At 63.9% G+C, this 20,189-nt stretch carries 20 protein-coding genes and 1 tRNA gene; 12 read left to right on the top strand and 9 right to left on the bottom strand.

Features of this window, described 5'->3' with window-relative positions:
- The first annotated feature begins 84 nt into the window (after positions 1-84).
- Positions 85-804, top strand: coding sequence for a PP2C family protein-serine/threonine phosphatase (locus tag ACUJ47_RS00605; RefSeq protein ID WP_445536543.1), 720 nt, complete (start codon positions 85-87; stop codon positions 802-804).
- Between the two features lie 16 nt (positions 805-820).
- Here the strand turns inward: ACUJ47_RS00605 and ACUJ47_RS00600 are convergent, their stop codons facing one another.
- Positions 821-1,393 carry a TlpA family protein disulfide reductase gene (locus tag ACUJ47_RS00600; RefSeq protein WP_445536542.1) on the bottom strand — a complete coding sequence of 191 codons (573 nt, stop codon included), beginning with the start codon at positions 1,391-1,393 and terminating at the stop codon, positions 821-823.
- A gap of 16 nt (positions 1,394-1,409) precedes the next feature.
- Here ACUJ47_RS00600 and argH point away from each other — a divergent pair, with 16 nt between their 5' ends.
- The 4 genes from argH to ACUJ47_RS00580 are packed head-to-tail and all read left to right on the top strand — an operon-like array spanning position 1,410 to position 5,109.
- Positions 1,410-2,789 carry an argininosuccinate lyase gene (gene argH / locus ACUJ47_RS00595; RefSeq protein WP_445538829.1) on the top strand — a complete coding sequence of 460 codons (1,380 nt, stop codon included), beginning with the start codon at positions 1,410-1,412 and terminating at the stop codon, positions 2,787-2,789.
- Complete coding sequence (gene lptM, locus ACUJ47_RS00590; protein WP_445536541.1) at positions 2,786-3,022, top strand: LPS translocon maturation chaperone LptM; 237 nt, start codon at positions 2,786-2,788, stop codon at positions 3,020-3,022. Before argH ends, lptM begins: the two co-directional genes overlap by 4 nt.
- 17 nt (positions 3,023-3,039) lie before the next feature.
- On the top strand, positions 3,040-4,299 hold the full coding sequence (lysA, locus tag ACUJ47_RS00585; RefSeq protein ID WP_445536540.1) for a diaminopimelate decarboxylase: 1,260 nt from the start codon (positions 3,040-3,042) through the stop codon (positions 4,297-4,299).
- 15 nt (positions 4,300-4,314) lie between these two features.
- A complete protein-coding gene (locus ACUJ47_RS00580; protein ID WP_445536539.1) occupies positions 4,315-5,109 on the top strand; it encodes an NAD(P)-dependent oxidoreductase in 795 nt (264 codons plus the stop codon).
- A 2-nt stretch (positions 5,110-5,111) separates the two neighbouring features.
- Here the strand turns inward: ACUJ47_RS00580 and ACUJ47_RS00575 are convergent, their stop codons facing one another.
- Positions 5,112-6,089 carry a winged helix DNA-binding protein gene (locus tag ACUJ47_RS00575; protein ID WP_445536538.1) on the bottom strand — a complete coding sequence of 326 codons (978 nt, stop codon included), beginning with the start codon at positions 6,087-6,089 and terminating at the stop codon, positions 5,112-5,114.
- A 92-nt stretch (positions 6,090-6,181) separates the two neighbouring features.
- Complete coding sequence (locus tag ACUJ47_RS00570; RefSeq protein ID WP_445536537.1) at positions 6,182-7,471, bottom strand: adenylosuccinate synthase; 1,290 nt, start codon at positions 7,469-7,471, stop codon at positions 6,182-6,184.
- A 240-nt stretch (positions 7,472-7,711) separates the two neighbouring features.
- Here ACUJ47_RS00570 and ACUJ47_RS00565 point away from each other — a divergent pair, with 240 nt between their 5' ends.
- Positions 7,712-8,749 (top strand): alpha/beta hydrolase, encoded by a 1,038-nt coding sequence (locus tag ACUJ47_RS00565; RefSeq protein ID WP_445536536.1) that lies wholly within the window; start codon positions 7,712-7,714, stop codon positions 8,747-8,749.
- Positions 8,750-8,778: 29 nt separating this feature from the next.
- Here the strand turns inward: ACUJ47_RS00565 and ACUJ47_RS00560 are convergent, their stop codons facing one another.
- The 3 genes from ACUJ47_RS00560 to ACUJ47_RS00550 all read right to left on the bottom strand — a co-directional run bounded on the left by ACUJ47_RS00560 (position 8,779) and on the right by ACUJ47_RS00550 (position 12,740).
- A complete protein-coding gene (locus ACUJ47_RS00560) occupies positions 8,779-9,885 on the bottom strand; it encodes an ATP phosphoribosyltransferase regulatory subunit (protein ID WP_445536535.1) in 1,107 nt (368 codons plus the stop codon).
- A gap of 28 nt (positions 9,886-9,913) precedes the next feature.
- On the bottom strand, positions 9,914-11,500 hold the full coding sequence (gene serA / locus ACUJ47_RS00555; protein ID WP_445536534.1) for a phosphoglycerate dehydrogenase: 1,587 nt from the start codon (positions 11,498-11,500) through the stop codon (positions 9,914-9,916).
- Positions 11,501-11,609: 109 nt separating this feature from the next.
- Entirely contained in the window at positions 11,610-12,740 is a 1,131-nt protein-coding gene (locus ACUJ47_RS00550) for a phosphoserine transaminase (protein ID WP_445536533.1), read from the bottom strand.
- Between the two features lie 186 nt (positions 12,741-12,926).
- Here ACUJ47_RS00550 and ACUJ47_RS00545 point away from each other — a divergent pair, with 186 nt between their 5' ends.
- Positions 12,927-13,409 carry a hypothetical protein gene (locus tag ACUJ47_RS00545; protein WP_445536532.1) on the top strand — a complete coding sequence of 161 codons (483 nt, stop codon included), beginning with the start codon at positions 12,927-12,929 and terminating at the stop codon, positions 13,407-13,409.
- Between the two features lie 151 nt (positions 13,410-13,560).
- Complete coding sequence (locus ACUJ47_RS00540; protein ID WP_445536531.1) at positions 13,561-14,775, top strand: glycosyltransferase family 4 protein; 1,215 nt, start codon at positions 13,561-13,563, stop codon at positions 14,773-14,775.
- On the opposite strand, the gene ACUJ47_RS00535 is transcribed toward ACUJ47_RS00540, so the two are convergent.
- Both ACUJ47_RS00535 and ACUJ47_RS00530 read right to left on the bottom strand, forming a co-directional pair.
- Positions 14,767-15,204 carry a hypothetical protein gene (locus ACUJ47_RS00535; protein ID WP_445536530.1) on the bottom strand — a complete coding sequence of 146 codons (438 nt, stop codon included), beginning with the start codon at positions 15,202-15,204 and terminating at the stop codon, positions 14,767-14,769. The two genes, ACUJ47_RS00540 and ACUJ47_RS00535, sit on opposite strands and share 9 nt — an antisense overlap.
- An 89-nt stretch (positions 15,205-15,293) precedes the next feature.
- Positions 15,294-15,911: a PadR family transcriptional regulator gene (locus ACUJ47_RS00530; protein WP_445536529.1), complete on the bottom strand. Its 618-nt coding sequence runs from the start codon at positions 15,909-15,911 to the stop codon at positions 15,294-15,296.
- Between the two features lie 104 nt (positions 15,912-16,015).
- On the opposite strand from ACUJ47_RS00530, the gene ACUJ47_RS00525 reads away from it, so the two are divergent.
- The 3 genes from ACUJ47_RS00525 (at position 16,016) to ACUJ47_RS00515 (ending at position 18,438) form a co-directional block, all read left to right on the top strand.
- Positions 16,016-17,341: a replication-associated recombination protein A gene (locus tag ACUJ47_RS00525; protein WP_445536528.1), complete on the top strand. Its 1,326-nt coding sequence runs from the start codon at positions 16,016-16,018 to the stop codon at positions 17,339-17,341.
- Positions 17,334-18,215: a hypothetical protein gene (locus ACUJ47_RS00520; RefSeq protein WP_445536527.1), complete on the top strand. Its 882-nt coding sequence runs from the start codon at positions 17,334-17,336 to the stop codon at positions 18,213-18,215. Before ACUJ47_RS00525 ends, ACUJ47_RS00520 begins: the two co-directional genes overlap by 8 nt.
- A gap of 147 nt (positions 18,216-18,362) precedes the next feature.
- Positions 18,363-18,438: transfer RNA gene (locus tag ACUJ47_RS00515), tRNA-Thr, on the top strand.
- Between the two features lie 21 nt (positions 18,439-18,459).
- On the opposite strand, the gene queF is transcribed toward ACUJ47_RS00515, so the two are convergent.
- A complete protein-coding gene (gene queF / locus ACUJ47_RS00510; RefSeq protein WP_445536526.1) occupies positions 18,460-18,918 on the bottom strand; it encodes a preQ(1) synthase in 459 nt (152 codons plus the stop codon).
- A 105-nt stretch (positions 18,919-19,023) separates the two neighbouring features.
- Here queF and ACUJ47_RS00505 point away from each other — a divergent pair, with 105 nt between their 5' ends.
- Complete coding sequence (locus ACUJ47_RS00505; protein WP_445536525.1) at positions 19,024-20,166, top strand: hypothetical protein; 1,143 nt, start codon at positions 19,024-19,026, stop codon at positions 20,164-20,166.
- The last annotated feature ends 23 nt before the right edge of the window (positions 20,167-20,189 follow it).

Below are 20,189 nucleotides of genomic sequence, written 5' to 3'. Positions count from 1 at the left end.
ATTTTCCCCCTGCCACTAGAGAATCCGTTTGCCATGTTAGATGGGATATCCTCTATTCCAAGCGGGATTTTCGGCAGGTGGGGCGTGAGTGTGAGATACTTCAGTGCTTCGACGACGAATGTCGGTTTGAAACGCAAGGTCAACGAAGACAATTACCTCGACCGCACTGAAATCTCGGTGTGGGCGGTGGCCGATGGAATGGGTGGCCACGAAGCGGGCGAAGTCGCTTCAGGAAAGCTGGTCGAGGCCCTTTCGAAGCTGCCGCCGGACGGTTCTTCGAGCGAAATTGCCGAGCAGGCGGAGGCGCTGGTCCAGCAGGTCAATCTCGAGCTGCTGAAACTGGCCCAGGGATCGCCGATCCCGCGCACCATCGGATCGACAGTGGTCGTCCTGGCCATTCGCGATGGCGAATATCGCTGCCTGTGGGCGGGCGACAGCCGATGCTATTTGATCCGCGGGCGCGAAGCGACCCAGATCACTCACGATCACAGCCTGGTCGACGAACTGGTCCGCTCAGGCATGTTGTCGCCGGAGGAAGCGGCCCACCATCCCGATGCCAATGTGATCACCCGTGCAGTCGGCGCAAGGCGCGAACTCGAAGTCGATTGCGTTGCGGGCAAAGCGCTTCCGGGCGATCTTTTCCTGCTGGCAAGCGACGGCGTAACCAGGGTCATGGCCGACGCCGAAATCGGCGAACTGGTCGCCTCGCGTAATCCGGTCCAAGCCGTCGAAGAGATCGAGTCCATCGTGTTGAGCCGCGGCGCGCCGGACAATCTCACCTGCATCATCGTTCGCGTGCTCTAAATGCTCGCGCGGAACGCTATTCCTTGAGTGCTTCCTCTATCGCCGCCAGCGCCTCTTCGCTGTCCCAGTGATAGCCGCCCGCCACGCGAAACACTTCCTCGCCCGAAGCATTGTAGAGCACTGTCAGCGGCATGACACCGCCGCCGTCATAGCTCGCGCCAAGGTCGTTCTGCGGGTCAAGCCATGGTTCGAGATGGGCGAACTGCCGCGCTTCGAAGAAAGGCACCACCACATCGGCCCCGCGCATGTCCTGGCTCACGGTGATCACCCGCAATTCGCCCTGCTTGGTGGCGGCAAGCTGGTCCAGCATCGGCATCTCGACCACGCAGGGCGCGCACCAGGTCGCCCACAGGTTGAGCAGCACTGGCTGGCCTTGCAGCGCACCCAGGTTAAGCTGCTTGCCCGTCGGGTCAGTGACCGTCACGGCAGGCATCAGTTCGCCCGCAAAGCTGCGATCGATCTCGCCCGCCAATTCCTGCTTGGCCTCGCCCAATTGCTCCTGCTGTTGCGCCGCGTCGCCTGCGCCACTATCGCAGGCGGCAAGAAACAGCGCCGAGGCGAGAATAGTGAACGATAGCCGTAAGGACATGTCGGGCTCCAATCAGATGTGGGGCGGCAGATTTGCCGAAGGCCCTAGCGCGATCATGCGCGAAATCAACGCCTCGATCCCGTTCGACAAGGCGCTGTGGCGGCAGGATATCGCCGCATCCAAAGCGCATGTCGCCATGCTCGGCGCGCAGGGCATCGTAGGTGCAGAGGATGCAGCGACGATTACGGACGGCCTCGACCAGGTCGCGGCCGAATATGAACGCGACGGCGTGCCCGAGAACTGGGATCTTGAAGACATCCACATGACCACCGAGGCACGGCTGGCCGAACTGGTGGGCCCTGTGGCGGGGCGACTCCATACCGCGCGCAGCCGAAATGACCAGGTCGCGACCGATTTCCGCCTCTGGGTGCGCGATGCGATGGACCAGGCCGACGAAGGGCTCGCCGCGTTGCAGCGCGCGTTGGTGACCCGCGCCGGGGAGCATTCCGCCAGCACCATGCCCGGCTTCACGCATCTCCAGACCGCGCAGCCGGTGACGCTCGGCCATCATTTGATGGCCTATTACGAGATGCTGCGGCGTGACCGCAGCCGTTTCGCCGATGCGCGCAGCCGCCTCAATGAATGCCCGCTCGGCAGCGCGGCGCTGGCCGGGACCGGCTTCCCGATCGATCGCGCGACGACGGCGCAGGCGCTCGGTTTCGAACGGCCCACCGCCAACAGCCTTGACGCCGTGTCCGATCGCGACTTCGCGCTCGACTACCTGATGGCGGCCAGCCAGTGCGCGCTCCACCTGTCGCGGCTTGCGGAAGAGTTCATCATCTGGGCGAGCCAGCCGTTCGGCTTCGTGCGCTTGCCCGACAGTCTTTCGACCGGCAGCTCGATCATGCCGCAGAAGAAGAACCCCGATGCAGCCGAGCTGGTGCGCGGCCATGCCGGGCGGGTGATCGGCTGCGCCACCGCGCTGATGGTGACGATGAAGGGGCTGCCGCTGGCCTATTCGAAGGACATGCAGGATGACAAGCCGCCGGTTTTCGAAGCGGCGGGCCTGCTCGCCCTCAGCATAGCCGCGATGACCGGCATGGTGGCCGAGAGCGAATTCCGCACCGACCGCATGCGGCAGGCGGCCGAGCTTGGCTATGCCACAGCGACCGACCTTGCCGACTGGCTGGTGCGCGAGGCGGACATTCCGTTCCGCGAAGCGCACCACATCACCGGAGCGGCAGTCAAACGCGCAGAGGCAGACGGCGTCGCGCTAGACCAGTTGCCGCTCGACGTGCTGCAGGCGATCGACAGCCGCATCGACGATCGCGTCTACAAGGCGCTGTCGGTCGATGCTTCGGTCGCATCGCGCGCTTCCTATGGCGGGACTGCGCCGAAGGAGGTAGAACGGCGCGTGGCCGAAGCGCGGCAGGCATTGGGGATGACCGGCAGATGAAGAAAAAACTGATCCTTGCCGCCAGCCTGCTGCTTGCCGCCTGCGGGCAAAAAACCGATCTTGAGCCGCTCGCCAACCAGGATTTGCCGCCTGCGCCATACGGTGCAACCGAGCAGCCCAAGGCCGAAGAACTGCTCGAAATCGAGACGCTAGCTGCACCTCAGCGCAGCGTCGAGCTGAGGCGCCGCTCGGAAGAGCGCGCCGACGATCCTTTCGATCTCCCGCCGGAATAGGCCACAACGGGACACACATGGACCATTTCGCTCTGAAGAATGGCGTGCTGCACGCTGAAGACGTGCCCTTGCCGCGCATCGCCGAAGAAGTCGGCACGCCGGTCTATGTCTATTCGCGCGCCACGCTGGAACGGCATGCCCGGGTGTTCCGCGAAGGCCTTGAAGGCGTGCCGCAGAAGCTGATCGCCTTTGCGGTAAAGGCCAATCCCAACCTCGCAGTGCTGAAAGTGCTGCAGCAACAGGGCTTCGGCGCCGACGTCGTGTCGGGTGGCGAGCTCATCCGCGCCCTGGCTGCGGGCATGGCGCCAGAAATGATCGTATTCTCGGGCGTCGGCAAGACCCGGGCCGAACTCGAACTTGGGCTCGACAAGGGCATCGGGCAATTCAACATCGAATCGCGCGAGGAAGGGCGAGAGTTGGCCGAACTGGCCGCCGCACGTGGCGAACGGGCACCTGCCTGCCTGCGCATCAACCCCGATGTCGACGCCAAAACGCATGAGAAGATCTCGACCGGCAAGGCGGAGAACAAGTTCGGCATCCCGCTGGTCCATGCGCGCGAGGCCTATGATGAACTGGCCTCTCTCCAAGGGTTGAACCTGCGCGGAGTGGCGGTCCACATCGGCAGCCAGTTGCTCGATCTTGAGCCGCTCGAAACTGCTTTCGCGAAGGTTGGCAAGCTGATCGAAGACCTGCGCGCCGCAGGGCACACGATCAGTCATGTCGACCTCGGCGGTGGGCTTGGCGTTCCCTACAGGGCTGGCGAGAACCCACCTTCACCTGCAGAATATGGCGCGATGGTGGCGCGGGTGACCAAGGATTGGGGCGTTCACCTCACCTTCGAGCCAGGTCGCGTGATTGCGGGCAATGCCGGAGTCCTCCTGACGCAGGTCGTGCGTGTAAAGCGCGGCGGCAATGGCCCACCGTTCGTGATCGTCGATTCGGCGATGAACGATCTCGCGCGCCCGGCGCTCTATGGCGCGTGGCACGATTTCATAGCAGTGGAGCCCAGTGGCGAACGGATGACTGCGAATATCGTCGGCCCGATCTGCGAGACCGGCGATACTTTTGCGCGCGATCGTGAATGTGACGCGCTGGTCGCGGGTGATCTGGCAGTGTTTTGTACCGGCGGAGCCTATGGCGCGTCCATGGCCAGCTCGTACAATTCACGCGGTTTTGTGCCTGAAGTGCTGGTGGACGGCGATCGCTACGCTGTGGTGGCTGACCGAATTCCGGCTGCAGCGATTATGGACGCCGAGCGCGTTCCCGACTGGCTCTGATCCGGATCGGCCGGCATGATCAATTCGCTGCCGCTGTTCCACCGGATCAATGGCCATAAGGTTCTGGTTCTGGGCGATGGTGCCGCCGCCGAACCGAAGCGACGCCTTGTCGAACGCGCCGGAGGGATCGTCGAAGCCGATATGCAGCGTGCGCTAGACGAAGGCGTGCGATTGGCGTTTGTCGCCTATGAGGATTCGTGGGCCTGCGAGAATGCGGCGATCAATTTGCGCTGCGCCGGAATGCTGGTGAATGTGGTCGACATGCCGGAATTATGCGACTTCACCACTCCCAGCATTCTCGATCGAGACCCGGTGCTCGTGGCGGTCGGAACGGGTGGAGCGTCTGCGGGGCTGGCCAAGCATTTGCGGCTGCGGCTCGAAGCGATCCTGCCGCAATCGCTGGGTCGGCTGGCGAAGGCCCTCCAGAATGCGCGCGAGCGGTTGCATGCGCGCTTTCCCGAAGCCGGCGAACGACGGCGAGCGCTTGACGAGGCATTGAGCGCGGGCGGCGCGCTTGATCCGTTCGACCCATCAGCGCCCGAACGGGTCGAAAGCTGGCTGGATGGCGCGCATCGACCCGCTGCCTCTCAGTCCGAGACGGTCGAGCTCTGGAGCGATGATCCGGAAGATTTGACCCTTCGGCATGCGCGCCTGCTGGGCGAAGCAGACACGCTGCTGCTCGATGGCGCCATACCCGAAGCGATCCTGAACCGCTCCCGTGCGGACGCCAGTCGGCTGCCTTTCAGCGAAGAAGAGCGCGACAGGGAACGCGAAGGGCTTACGGTAGTCCTGCGTTACGAGCCTCGGTAGGCTCAGGCTGCGTAAGCCAAGGCAGGCTGGCCGATCTCCGCGAAATAGCATGCCATGGCATCGCGCGCCGTGTCGCTGAGCGAGATGAACGCGCGGCGCTTGTCTGCCGCATCCTCCACCCGTTCAAAGAGGCCCGCTTCGGTCATTTGCCGCACCCAGCGCAGTGCCGTCGTCGGCGGCACCCCTGAAGCGATGCAAAGCGAGGTGACCGATACCTGAAGTTTTTCGGCATGCGCGGCAGTGAGATCGAGCAGCATGTCCCATGCAGGATCGGCAAACAGTGCCGCATCGAAGAACTTCGCGCGCGCCTGGCGATGGCGAATGATCTCGCGAACAAGCCGCGCCTCGGGCAGGCCCGGCTTGGCCAATTTTTCGACCCGCGAGCTATCCGCAAAGCCACGAAATGCGCTGCGCCGAGCGCCAAGGTGCTTCGGCTCACCCTCATCGTCGCCAAGCCGCGATCGAAGGCCTTCAAGCTGGCGCGCGATCGCATCGACCTGCTGCGTCAGCTGCAGCAGGGCCGCACGGTCCTCGCGAGAGAGCTCTCGCACTCGCCTGCCTGCCAGATGGCCGAGGATGCGCCCCACCGCCACCACCCGCTCCGCACGGCCCGGATCGACCAATATCTGCGGCTGCGACTGGTCGAAACAGGCGAATACGTCATCCAGCGCCTCAAGCGAGGTAGAGACGATCAACTGGGCTCCGGATCGCGCCACCCTCATGTCGAGCCGCGCCAGTGCCGCCATCCTGCCCGCATCGACCACCGGACAATCGAGCAGCACTACGTCGCCCAGCGCGGCAAGCTCGCCATCGAGGAGCGCAGCTACTTCGCCTGCCTTGACCAGGCGGAACCCGGCATCGGCCAGGTCTTCCGCCATCTGGTCGCGCAATGCCGGACGATCCGCGAAGACCGAGACGCTCGCAGCCAATCCGGCTCCGTCGCTTGCCGGCCAATGCCGGAATTCGTCCGATCCGCTCATACAAACACGTTCCCGATTCACGAAAATCGCGAACAGGGTAGGAACAAAGATAGATCAGGTCAAGAATTCAGACGAATTCTCACAGCCTGCGATCAGTCCATGAAGGGATCGCGCACCAGGATCGTGTCATCGCGCTCGGGGCTGGTCGAAACCAGCGCCACGGGCGTTTCGATCAGCTCCTGCACCCGCTGGATATATTTGATCGCATTGGCCGGGAGGTCGGCCCAGCTGCGCGCGCCGGCGGTGGTTTCGTGCCAGCCGTCCATTTCCTCATAGATCGGCTCGACCGCTGCCTGATCGCCTGCATGGCTGGGGAAATAGTCCATGATCTTGCCGTTCAGGCGATAGCCGGTGCAGATCTTCACCTTGTCGAAGCCGTCGAGCACGTCGAGCTTGGTCAGCGCTATCCCGGTGACGCCCGAGATAGCGCAGCTCTGGCGCACCAGAACGGCATCGAACCAGCCGCAGCGGCGCTTGCGCCCGGTGACGGTGCCGAATTCGTGCCCGCGCTCGCCCAGCCGCTGGCCGACATCATCGTCGAGCTCGGTCGGGAACGGGCCGCTGCCGACGCGCGTGGTGTAAGCCTTGACGATCCCCAGCACGAAGCCGGTCGAATTGGGGCCGAGGCCCGAACCCGCCGCCGCAGTGCCGCTGACCGTGTTCGAACTGGTGACGAAGGGATAGGTGCCATGGTCGATGTCGAGCAGGACGCCTTGCGCACCTTCGAACAGGATACGCGCACCGGCCTTGCGCACCTTCTTCAGCCGCTTCCACACCGGCTGGGCAAAACGCAGCACGAAAGGCGCAATCTTAGCGAGGTCGGCGAGCAGGCGCTCGCGATCGACCGGCGGCTGGTCGAAGCCGGCGCGCAGCGCATCGTGGTGCGCGCAGAGCCGGTCGAGCTGCGGTTCAAGGCTGTCGAGATGCGCCAAATCGCACACGCGGATCGCACGGCGGCCGACCTTGTCTTCATAGGCCGGGCCGATACCGCGCCCAGTTGTGCCGATCTTTCCGCTGCCCGCTGCTGTCTCGCGCAGGGCGTCGAGATCGCGGTGGATCGGCAGGATCAGCGGGCAATTGTCGGCAATCGCGAAATTGTCGTCCGTGATGGTGACGCCCTGCCCCTCGAGCTTTTCGATCTCAGCCTTGAGCGCCCACGGGTCGAGCACCACGCCATTGCCGATGATCGAAAGCGTTCCGGTGACGATGCCCGAGGGCAGCAAGCTGAGCTTGTAGGTGGTGTTGCCCACTACCAGCGTGTGGCCGGCATTGTGGCCGCCCTGGAAGCGGACGACGGCATCGGCGCGGCTGGCCAGCCAGTCGACGATCTTGCCCTTGCCCTCATCGCCCCATTGGGCCCCGATCACGGTTACGTTGGCCATGCTTACACCTTACCCCCTGCCAGGGGGATCCTCATGGTCCTTCGACAGGACTCGACCAAGGGACGGAAATAGAGGGAGCCTTGCGGCCCCGGATGCGCCGCGCGGGTTAGAGCGTGGGGCATAGGCAAGTCAAGCGGCGCGGCGTGTATGGTGCGGGCGGTTGCGACAGCTTGCGACAAATCGCGACTGGCATTCGCGGACGCGCGGCCTAGCCTTGGCGCGTTTACAGGGAGATAGACGATGCGCACAACTCGCATGATCATCGCCGGGCTTGCCGTATGTGGCGCAGTCACCGCCATGGCCCAAGAGCGCGCACGCCTCCCTGCGGAATGTCGACAGGAGATCGTGCGACTTTGCGGTACCGACCGCGGCCAGTTGCGCAACTGCATGGCCGAGAAGCGCGACGAGCTGAGCGCATCTTGCCGCCAGAGCCTGCGCGAACGCGTCCAGGCGAATCGCGGCGACGCGCAGAGAGAAGCGCGCCAGTCGCTCCGCCAAGGGGCGCAAGAGATTGCCTATGGCAGCGACCCGCTGCAGAAGCTCGATTTCCATCCGGTATCGACCGAACGCCCTGCCCCGCTGGTCCTTTTCGTCCACGGCGGCGGGTGGCAGCGCGGCGACAAGCGCAATGCCACGGGTGAGTTCAAGGCCCCGCATTACAACGGGCAAGGCTATCACTTCGCGTCGATCAACTACCGGCTGGTGCCCGACGCTACGGTCGAACAGCAGGCAGCCGACGTTGCCGCCGCGCTCGCCAAGCTGTTGGCGGAAGCGGACCGGCTGAAGATCGATCGCAGCCGCGTGGTCCTGATGGGCCATAGCGCGGGCGCGCATCTGGTCGCACTGGTCGGCACCGACCCACAATATCTGCGCGGCGCCGGCCTTTCCTATCGCGATGTCAAAGGCGTGATCCCGCTTGATGGCGCAGCCTATGACGTACCCGCGCAGATGGACGAGAACGCGCGGCTGATGGGCGATACCTACAAGCAGGCGTTCGGCACCGGTCCGGCGCGGCAGAAGGCGCTGTCACCAACGCATCACGCCGCCGCGCCCAATGCCCCCGCCTTCCTGATCCTGCACGTCCAGCGCAGGGACGGGACCGCGCAAAGCAAGGGACTAGGCGAAGCGCTGCGCAAGGGCGGCACGGATGCGACAGTGCAAGGCTTTGAAGGGCGGGGATTGCAAGGCCATGCGGAGATCAACCGCAGGCTGGGCGATCCCGACTATCCGGCGACGCCCGTGGTCGATGCCTGGCTCAAGAAACTGTTTGGCGGCTAGCAGAACAATCTGCCCACTGCAGCCTCCGCCTAGATCTCGACGGGTTTCCCACTCTCAAGCACGTGGGTGCAGCCCAGCGCACGGGGGTCTTCACCGTCGCCGATCTGCGCTATCGTCCGCCATCCATCGGCGCGCAGCTGCGCCGCAGCCGCTGCATCGTGGCCCGACGGCAGGTAAAGCGTGTTGCACGGCGCGGCATCGCCCACCGCCTGCGCCAGCTGGTCGACATAGAGCGAGAAGCCGGTCGCGGCTTCTTCGCTGCCCTTGATCAGATAGGTGCCACCCCGGCCCAGCGTGCCGCGCAGCCCCTCGGCGAACAGGGTGAAGCCGAACCAGCTCTGGTATTCGAAGCCGTGGCGTTCGGTCGGGTCGAGCGTGATGCGCGCACGGTCGCCAATTCTGGATGCGATCGCCTTGAGCCCGGCAATCCTGCTCGCAAGTGCCCCGCCCGCATCGATCGCTTGCAGCTTGGCCACCGCTTCGTCGAATGCGCCGGTGGCATAGAGCAGCGGCAAATAAGCCTCACCGCCCGCTTCCTTGAGTCCGCCTGCATCCTTCATGTCGAGCTCGCGGCGCACCGCATCGACCTGCTCCGGCGCCAGCGGCATGGCCTCGACCGCCAGCGTGTCGACAAGGTCCGGCAGGGTGAAATCGACCGAAATGCCGGTCAGCCCTGCAGCCGCCAAAGCCTCGACCGCGATCGCCACGACTTCGCCCGCCGCGACGACCGTATCCGCTCCGATCAGCTCGGCACCCAGCTGCAACCGCTCGCGCGCAGGTTCGAGCTGGTCCGCCTTGATCACAGTTGTCTCGCCGCAATAGGCAAGGCGCAGCGGACGCGGCGCAGCTGCAAGGCTGGTCGCCGAAATTCGCCCGATCTGCGGCGTGATATCGCTACGCAGTGCAAGCGTGCGCAGGCTGGACGGATCGACGAAGCGGAACATGCGGCGTGGCTGCACCCCGTCCATCCGGCCTGCGAGCGACCTTTCGAATTCGACCAGCGGCGGGCGGACCCGCGCATAGCCATGGCTCGCCAGCACATCCAGGCAGGCGCGCATGGCACGCGTGATCCGCTCCGCCTCTTGCGGTAGCCGGTCTTCGAGCCCTTCGGGCAGCAGGTCGTCAGCTTCGGTCATGACATCCGGGCGCTTGCCCGATTGGCGCTCAAAATTCCAGCGCCTTGACCATTTTGACGCCTTCGACCTTGGCCGCCTGCTGGATGATATCGTCACCGATCGGCTGGTCGACGCTCAGCAACAGCACCGCTTCGCCACCGGCCTGACGGCGGCCAAGGTGGAAGGTGCCGATGTTGATGCCAGACTGGCCCAGCAGCGTCCCGATGCGCCCGATGAAGCCCGGCGCGTCTTCATTGACGATATAGAGCATGTGCCCGGCAAGGTCCGCTTCGATCCCGATGCCGAAGATCTCGACCAGGCGCGGCGCGGCATCGCCGAACAGCGTACCCGCAACCGAGCGCGGGCCCTGGCTGGTTTCGACCGTCACGCGCACCAGCGTGTGGTACACGCCTTCGCGGTCGTGCCGGACCTCGCGCACGTCGAGCCCGCGCTCCCGGGCGAGATAGGGCGCATTGACCATGTTCACGCTGTCCGAAAAGCGGCGCATGAAGCCGGCCAGCACCGCGCCGGTGATCGGCTTGCCGTTGAGGCTGGCCGCAGCGCCTTCGCGCTCGATGCTGATCTTCTCGAGATTGCCGTGCGACAGCTGGCCCACCAGGCTGCCGAGCTTTTCGGCGAGCGCCATGTAGGGCTTGAGTTTGGGCGCTTCCTCCGCGCTGAGCGAAGGCATGTTGAGCGCATTGGTGACACCGCCATTGACGAGGAAATCGCTGATCTGCTCGGCAACCTGCAACGCGACATTGACCTGCGCTTCAGTGGTCGAAGCGCCAAGGTGCGGGGTGCAGATGAAGCCGGGCGTGCCAAACAGCGGGTGATCGGGGGCAGGCGGCTCCTTCTCGAACACGTCGAGCGCGGCTCCGGCAACCTGCCCGCTCAGCAGCAGGTCCTTCAGCGCGACTTCGTCGATCAACCCGCCGCGCGCGCAATTGACGATGCGGATGCCCGGCTTGGCATTCTCGAGCCGCTCGCGGCTGAGGATGTTGCGCGTCTGATCGGTCAGCGGAGTATGGAGGCTGACGAAATCGGCGCGGCTCAGCAGCGTGTCGAGATCGACCTTTTCGACGCCCATTTCGATCGCGCGATCTTCGGTCAAAAAGGGATCGTATGCGATCACCTTCATCTTGAGACCCTGCGCGCGGCTGGCCACGATCGAACCGATATTGCCCGCACCGATAAGGCCCAGCGTCTTGCCGGTCACTTCGATGCCCATGAAATCGTTCTTGGGCCATTCGCCTGCCTGCGTGCGGCGGTCAGCCGCTGGGATCTGGCGGGCAAGCGCCATGATCATCGCAATCGCATGTTCGGCGGTCGTGATCGAATTGCCGAACGGCGTGTTCATCACCACGACGCCCTTCGAACTGGCGTAAGGTATGTCGACATTGTCGACCCCGATGCCGGCGCGACCGATCACCTTGAGGTTCGGCGCGGCGTCGAGGATTTCCTTGGTCACCTTCGTCGCCGAACGGATCGCCAGGCCGTCATACTGGCCGATGATCGCCTTGAGCTCTTCGGGCGCTTTCCCGGTGATGACGTCAACGTCGCAGCCGCGCTCGGCAAAGATCTTGGCTGCATTGGGGTCCATCTTGTCGGAGATGAGGACTTTGGGTTTGGTCATAATCTGTCTCTTTTCGTCATGCTGAACTTTTTTCAGCATCCATCGAGCTTTTTCGTGCTCAGCCCGATGTGGAGAAATGGACCCTGAACCAGATTCAGGGTGACGGAATTCATTGGCTTTGGAGAGTCGCCCAGGCCCAGTCGAACCAGGGGCCCAGCGCTTCGATATCAGCGGTATCGACCGTCGCGCCGCACCAGATCCGCAGGCCGGGAGGTGCATCGCGATATCCGGCGATGTCATAGGCCGCGTGATGCTCCTCGAGCAGGCCCGCGAACTTCTTGATGAAGTCCGCATCGGCGCCATCGACGGTCAGGCAAACGCTGGTGTTCGAGCGACTGGCCGGGTCCGACGCGAGGTGGCCGAGCCAGTTGCGCTGCCGCACGATCGCATCGAGCGCAGCGGCGTTGGCGTTGGCGCGGGCCTTCATACCTTCGAGCCCGCCTACCGATTTCGCCCATTCAAGCGCGAAGATCGCGTCCTCGACCGCGAGCATGGACGGAGTGTTGATCGTCTCGCCCTTGAACAGGCCTTCGGCAAGCGCACCCTTGCTCATCAAACGGAACACCTTCGGCAGCGGCCATGCAGGAGTGTAGGTCTCCAGCCGCTCGACGGCGCGGGGACCAAGGATAAGCACACCGTGTGCGCCTTCGCCGCCCAACACCTTCTGCCAGCTGAAGGTCAGCACATCGACCTTGTCCCAGGCAATGTCCTGCGCGAACACGGCGCTGGTTGCGTCGGCAATGCACAGCCCTTCGCGGTCTGCAGCGATCCAGTCTCCGTTGGGCACACGCACACCCGATGTGGTGCCGTTCCAGGTGAAGATCACGTCATTCGACCAATCGACCTGCGAAAGGTCGGGCAGTTCGCCATAGTCGGCGCGGATGACGGTGGGATCGAGCTTGAGCTGCTTCGCGGCATCGGTCACCCAGCCTTCGCCGAAGCTCTCCCACGCCAGCGTGGTGAGCGGGCGAGCACCGAGCATCGTCCACATCGCCATTTCGACCGCGCCGGTGTCCGAACCTGGAACAATCCCAATGCGGTGCGTCGCCGGCACCTCGAGCACTTCGCGGATCAGGTCGATACAATAGCCAAGCCGCGCCTTGCCGATCTTCGCGCGATGCGAACGGCCGAGCGATTCGGTAGCCAGCTTGTCAGGGGACCAGCCCGGCGGCTTGGCGCAGGGACCGGAAGAAAAAAACGGACGCACAGGTTTGCGCGTCGGAAGCGTATTCTCAGTCATGTAGACTCTCCTTGCAGAGAGCACGCGCGGCGTTGGGACCGCGTGGCCCGTCGGCCGCATTAGTGGCGCGATGCAACTAGTCAAGCCGGATTCCACGCAGGCGTTTCGACGATTTGCGATCGATTTAAGATCGATTCGTCGCGCCCCAGCCTCGGCCTATCGGTTGACGCTACGTAAACCGAGCCTGTGGAAAAGACTGAGGATATTCATATTTACGTTTTATTATCAATATTTTGCTGCGCAGCATGGAAATTTGATAGTGCAGCATTGCAAAGGCTAAGATCGCAGCCCTCCATGATAAGAAACTTGGGGGGAGAGAAAATGCAAAAAATTGGTGGAATCGCTTCAACGCTGGCAATCCTGCTGGCGATTGTTGCCGGGGTGGTCAACATTCCGGGCCTGGATGTCGCATTGGTAATCCTTGTGCTTGCGATCATCGCAGGCATTTGGGCGGATCAGGATAATGCCGTCAGAATGTTCCTTGCGGTGCTGGTGCTGCCTGTAGTCGCAGCGGCGCTGGCAAGTATCCCTGCCGTGGGCGGATATCTGAGTGCGATATTCGGCAATGTTGCCATCGCTGCAGCAGGCGTCTCGGCCAGCCTGATCGCTCGTCGGATCTACGAGATGGTGATGGGCACTATAACCGGCCTTACGTCCGGCAATAGTTAAACAGGCCTCTGGCCTAGTTTGGGGGGCGGCGCGCCGGTGGCGCGCCGCTTTTCATTTGCGCGCCGCAAATAGCGTTACGGAACGGCAGCATAGCCAGAATTGCGTTCTCGCTCTCGCCAATCGCCGCGGGCTTCTTTATGGCGCTTGCACCATGCAGACGAGCGATCTTCGCATTGCCCTGTTCAGCGGCAACTACAACTACACGCGCGACGGCGCGAACCAGGCATTGAACCGGCTGGTGGAGTATCTCCTCCGGCAGGGCGCGGCTGTGCGCGTCTACGCTCCGAAAGTACCCAATCCCGATTTCGAGCCGACCGGCGACCTTGTGGGGCTTCCCAATGTCCGGATGCCCGTGAAAGGGCGCGGCGAGTATCGCCTTCCCACCGGGCTTGGCAGCGCAGTGAAGCGCGATCTTGAGCGGTTCCAGCCCAATATCGTCCATCTCTCCTCACCCGATCCGGCGGGGCACGCAGCGCTGCGTTGGGCGCAGGATTACGATATTCCCGTGCTCGCTTCGGTCCATACCCGCTTCGAAACCTATCCGCGCTATTACGGAATGGCCTTCCTCGAGCCGGTGATCGAATGGATCCTGCGGCGGCTCTACAATCGCTGCGACGCGCTCGTAGCCCCTTCGCAAAGCCTGGTCGACACTCTGATCGAACAAGACATGCATGACGATATCGTGATCTGGTCTCGCGGGGTCGATCGCACGATTTTCGATCCGGGCAAGCGCGATCCGGAATGGCGCCGCGCCCATGGGCTGGCAGACGAAGACGTCGCGATCGTGTTCCTGGGCCGACTGGTCATGGAAAAGGGGCTCGACGTCTTTACAGACACGATCGTGCAACTGCGCAAGCGCCAGATCCCGCACAAGGTGCTGGTGATCGGCGACGGGCCCGCGCGCGGCTGGTTCGAGGCAAACCTGCCCGGCGGGAGCTTCGCCGGCTTCAAGACCGGTGCAGCGCTGGGTGAGGCACTGGCGAGCGGAGACATATTCTTCAACCCGTCCGTCACCGAAGCTTTCGGCAATGTCACGCTTGAGGCCATGGCTAGCGGCCTGCCAGTCGTTGCCGCCGGAGCGACCGGCAGCGCAAGCATTGTGGTGGACGGAGTTACAGGCAAGCTTGTGCCATTGGCAGGCCAGTCTGCCGATGTGACCGGATGCGCAGACGCACTCGCCGAATATTGCACTGATCCAGTGCTACGCGCGGAACATGGGGCGGCAGGCGAGCGCAAGGCGCGTGAATACAGCTGGGATGCAATCAACCAGGTCGTCGCAGACACCTATATCAGGCTGGTCGAGCGGCGCCGGGCCGAACAGGAAGCCGACGCCGCCAAGCTCCAGGCCGCGCTCGATCTAGCGTAGGACGCCAGCCGCCTTCATCCGGTTCGCATAGTAAAGCAATGCGGCCGCGATTCCGATGATCACCAACGAGAACACCTTGGCTGCTGATGACTGCATCATCGCAGGCGGTTCGACGATGAACGGGTAGAGGTTGGACAATACCGCACCAGCCAAGGAAAGTGCGTAAGCGGTCACGGCAAAGCGGTTCCGCAGAAGTAGCAGGATCGATCCAGCCAGAGCACCCCAAACGCCGAATGCCCAGGCGATATCCGCCCAGATCGGGAAGTTATCGATGTAAGCCAAGGCTTCCTCGGTGAAGCCCATCCCTTCAAGGTACTCCATGTTGCGCATGCGGGTTTGCGTGTAATCATAGGCGCCAACCGAGTTCCACAGCAGGCTGACCAAACCTATCGCCCACAGGTGCCAGGGCGTCTTTGCGGCATCGTTCATAGCGATCCTCCCCCTCATTCCCCGCATAGCGCGGAGCCGATAAGGGGGAGATTATGCTGCACTGCGCGCGAGCGCAAACCGGTTAAGATTCAGAGCCGCTCGATACGCTTGGCAACCTCGTCGATGATGTCGACGATCTCGTCCATCGCGGCCTTGTCGAGCTTGCCCGCCCGGGCGCGGTTCTTGATCACGCTGGCAAGGTTGCCCATCGCGCGGAACAGGTCGGGCGAGCGGACTTTCGAGCGCCGTTCACCCATGCGGGCGAGGCGCCGCATCAGTTCCTCGACTTCGTCGGCACGTGCATCGAGTTCGGCAATGCCTTCGACCGTGGCCTCGAACGGCTTTTTCGCGCCGCTCGCTTCGGCTTCGGCGATCATGCCTTCATCCTCGAGCATCTGCAGCGTGGGGTAGACCGCGCCGGGGCTCGGCGCATATTCGCCGCCGGTCAGCTCCTCGATCGCTTTGATCAGCTCGTAGCCATGGCGCGGCTCGTCTCGCACCAGCGCCAGCAGCGCGAGCCGCAACTCGCCCTGGCCGAACATGCGACGGCGGCGGCGATGTCGCCCGCCTTCCCATTCGCCACCTTCTTCTTCGTCCCACCTGCTGCCGCCCCAGTTCGCGCTCCAATTGCCGCCATTGCCCGCCATCATGGCAAGAAAGGGCAAGGCGTCGGAACGGCTGAAGCGGCGGTTCTTGTTCCAGGTCATGGGGGTTCTCCTGATATGCTTTGATAGCTCTATGATATATCTTAGATGTAACTTTACAAGGAGGCTATGCAACTATCCGGCGAACGGCCTATTGGTTCCGACCAATGGCAGACTTGTTCGCAGACGATCCCCCGCCACCCGCCTCCGGGCGGGACGAACCGCGCGCCGACGCGCCGCTGGCCGATCGCCTGCGCCCGCGCGACCTGGGCGAAGTCATCGGGCAGGAACATCTGACCGGGCCCGAAGGCGCGATCGGGCGGATGGTCGCCGCAGGTCGGCTTTCCAGCATGATCCTTTGGGGGCCACCCGGCACCGGCAAGACCAGCATTGCGCGTCTCCTTGCCGATGCGGTAGGCATGCGCTTCGTCGCAGTGAGCGCGGTGTTCTCGGGCGTTGCGGATCTCAAGAAGGCCTTTGCCGAGGCCGATCGCGCCGCGCAGGCGGGACAGAAAACGCTGTTGTTCGTGGACGAGATCCACCGCTTCAACCGTGCGCAGCAGGACGGTTTTCTGCCCTTCGTCGAACGCGGCACGGTGACGCTCGTCGGCGCGACCACCGAGAACCCCAGTTTCGAGCTCAACGCGGCACTGCTCAGCCGCGCACAGGTACTGGTGCTCAACCGGCTTGGCGAAGACGCGCTCGGCAAGCTGCTCGACCGGGCCGAAGAACTCGAAGGCCCCTTGCCGCTCACACCCGAAGCACGCACCGCACTGGTCGCCACAGCAGATGGAGACGGACGCTTCCTGCTCAACCAGGCCGAAACGCTCTACAACGCCCGGATCGCCGAGCCGCTCGATCCTGGTGCGCTCGGCGCCTTCCTGCAGCGCCGGGTTGCGGTCTATGACAAGGATCGCGAGGGGCATTACAACCTCATCAGCGCATTGCATAAATCGCTGCGCGGTTCCGATCCGCAGGCAGCACTCTATTACCTCGCGCGGATGCTGGTGGCCGGCGAAGAGCCGCTCTACGTGTTGCGACGGCTGGTTCGGTTCGCCTCGGAGGATATCGGGCTCGCCGATCCGCAAGCGCTCGTCCAGTGCCTAGCAGCCAAGGACGCCTATGACTTCCTCGGCAGCCCCGAAGGCGAGCTCGCGGTGGTGCAGGCCTGCCTTTACTGCGCGACCGCACCCAAATCGAACGCCGCCTACAAGGCGCAAAAGGCAGCCTGGGCCAGCGCCCGTGAAACCGGCAGCCTCATGCCTCCGCAGAACATCCTCAATGCGCCCACCAGGCTGATGAAGGACATCGGCTATGGCGCGGGTTACCAATACGACCACGAAGCCGAGAGTGGTTTTTCGGGCGCGAACTATTGGCCCGAGGGAATGGAGCCGAAAACTTATTACACCCCGGTCGAGCGCGGTTTCGAACGCAAGGTGCGCGAACGCATCGCCTATTGGGAGCACCTTCGCGCGCAACGCCACAATGCGTGAATTCTCGCATTTCCTCGCGATCGACTGGTCCGGCGCGCGCGGAGAACGGCAAAAAGGGATCGCGCTCTCGCTGACGCATGGCGATGGCGGGCCGCCGGTTCTGGTCGATCCGGGCCGCGGGTGGAGTCGCGAAGATGTGCTGGCCCTGCTGCGCGAAGACTTGCCCGAGGGAACGCTGGTGGGCATGGACCTGGGCATTTCGCTGCCCTTTGCCGATGCCGGCGCGTTCTTCCCGGAATGGAACGAAAGCCCCGCCGATGCGCAGTCTCTATGGGCGCTGATCGACGACATCTGCGCAGCCGACCCGCATCTAGAGGCCGGAAGCTTCGTCAGCCACCATGAAGCTTCGCGCTATTTCCGGCATTCAAAGGAGCATGTCGGCGATCGCTTCCACCTGCCCGATGCGCCAACCCGCGAAGGCCGCTTCCGGCGCGCGGAACAGGCTCAGCGCGAGCAGGGCGTGCGCCCGGTGAGCAATTTCAACCTCGTCGGCGCGGCGCAGGTCGGCAAATCGAGCCTGACCGGCATGCGCATGCTCAACCGGCTACGCGGCCGCGTTTCGGTCTGGCCGATCGATCCCTTGCCCGAAAGCGGCCCGGTGGTGGTCGAAATGTACACCTCAATCGCGGCGCGCGGGGGTGGCGTTGGCAAGGGCAAGACCAAGCTGCGGACCTTTGAAGACCTCAACGCCGCACTGGCGAAGTTGAGTAGCCCGCCGGTTCGCGGCAGCGGGCCGATCGACGACCATTCGTCCGATGCGCTGGTCACCGCTGCATGGTTGCGCAAGATCTCGCATGAACCGACCTATTGGAGCCCGGCGGGCCTGACGCCCGACGTCGCACGAACAGAAGGCTGGACTTTCGGCGCGGTTTGAGTGTTTTTTCAGACCTATCGCTTCGCTACTTGAGGCTTTCTTGTCGGCCTGTCGCTTCGCTACTTGAGGCTTTCTTGTCGGCCTATCGCTTCGCTACTTGAGGCCAGGGGCGCTTTGCCCTAGTGGACCGCGTCTTCAAGAAGGCACGCCGGCTTAGCTCAGTTGGTAGAGCAGTTGATTTGTAATCATCAGGTCGCGGGTTCGATTCCTGCAGCCGGCACCATTCTTGTTTGGCCCAACCGCGTCAGCCGCGCCCGCGATAGCTGGCGACGCCCTGGTCGGGCACCCACAGCCCTTCCGGTGCAGGGCCGCTCTGCCAGAATACGTCGATCGGAATGCCTCCGCGCGGATACCAATAGCCGCCGATGCGGAGCCATTGCGGCTTCATTTCCGCGGTCAGCCGTTGGCCAATCCCAACGGTCACATCCTCATGGAATCCGGCGTGGTTGCGGAAGCTGCCGAGGAACAGCTTGAGGCTCTTCGATTCGACGATGGATTTTCCCGGGGCATAGTCGATCACGAGATGCGCAAAATCCGGCTGCCCAGTCACCGGGCACAGCGAAGTGAACTCCGGCGCGGCGAAGCGCACAAGGTAAAGCGTGTCGGGCCGCGGATTGGGCACATAGTCGAGCTGCGCCTGCTCGGGTGAGGCAGGCAAGGCGGTCTGCTTGCCCAGGAACTGCGGGTCAGGTGTGTCGCTCATGCCGCGCTGTTGCCGCGAAGTGACGCCGAGTGCAAGAGACTGGCTGGATCGCGCCGGGTTAAGTGCCTATTCAGCCCCGCTCCCGCTTGACCCTGAAGCGCAGCCATGATGACCCGTTTTACTCTGTCCTGTTCCCTGATCGCGCTGGCCATGGCGCAAGCCCCTCTCGCCGCGCAGCAGCGCCCGCAGGACTATACATTGCCGCCCAACCCGTCGCCCACACCCACGCCCGTAGTGGAGGGCCCGGCGGACGATAGCGGGCCGGTGCCCGTCGGTCCGCGCGCGATCCCCACGGCTACCCCGACACCCTCTCCCACACCCCTTGCGCAGCCCACAACACCCCCCGCGGCGCAGCCAGGAGGGGTACCCGCCGCCAACCCCTCGCAACCGGCGGCCAGCCCCTCGCAACGCCCGAGTTCGACGCCCACACCGCGCCCGTCAGGCACTGCAAGGCCCGCCGTCGATCCACTGACGCCACCACTCGTCGAACCGGGCTCGCCCGGCGCCACGATCGACCAGCCGACCGGCTTCATTCCGGAGCCGATCGTCCCGCCTGCTGCCACTTCCGAAGCGACGCTGGAATCTGCACCGGGATCGCCCTTGCCCGATTGGTGGGGCTGGGCTGCCGGGCTGCTGGGCGCGCTTTTTGCGGGCGGGCTAGGCGGCTGGCTGATCGCGCGCCGTCGCACTCCGCGCCAGCCGCCGCAAATCGAGCCGCCGATTATTGCCGATCGCTCCGCACCGCAGCCGGAAGAGATCGGTGCGCCCGATCTTCACATCGCGCTCGAAGTCGAACAGCTGATGCGCAGCCTGATGATGCTGACGGTCAACTATCGCGTCACGATCTCCAACCGCTCGAACCGCGCCCTGCGCGATATTGCGATTTCGGCCGATTTGATCACTTCGAGCCGCGCCTTGCCGATGGAGCAACAGCTCGCTTCGGCGACAAGCCAGCTCCCGTCTAGCGGCGCGCTCGACCGGATCGGCCCGCACCAGAGCGCGAGCGTTACCGGCAAGCTGCAGCTTCCGGTTTCCGAGATCGAAGTGTTCGCGCAAGGCCAGCTGCCGATCTGCATGCCGCTGGTCCGCCTGCGCGTGGAAGGCAGCGACTTCGGGCCGGAGCTGCGCACATTCCTGGTCGGGCCGGGATCGCCCAATGCCGGGGGACGGGTCCATCCGCTCCCGCTTTCGGGCCCGCCGGGCGGCTATGACAATATTCGTACCCGCGCGCTTGAAACTACGGGCTGACAGGCACCCCCTCGACGCGCGCG

Source organism: Altererythrobacter sp. Z27 (assembly GCF_052683155.1).
This window is presented reverse-complemented; position numbering and strand designations above follow the sequence as displayed.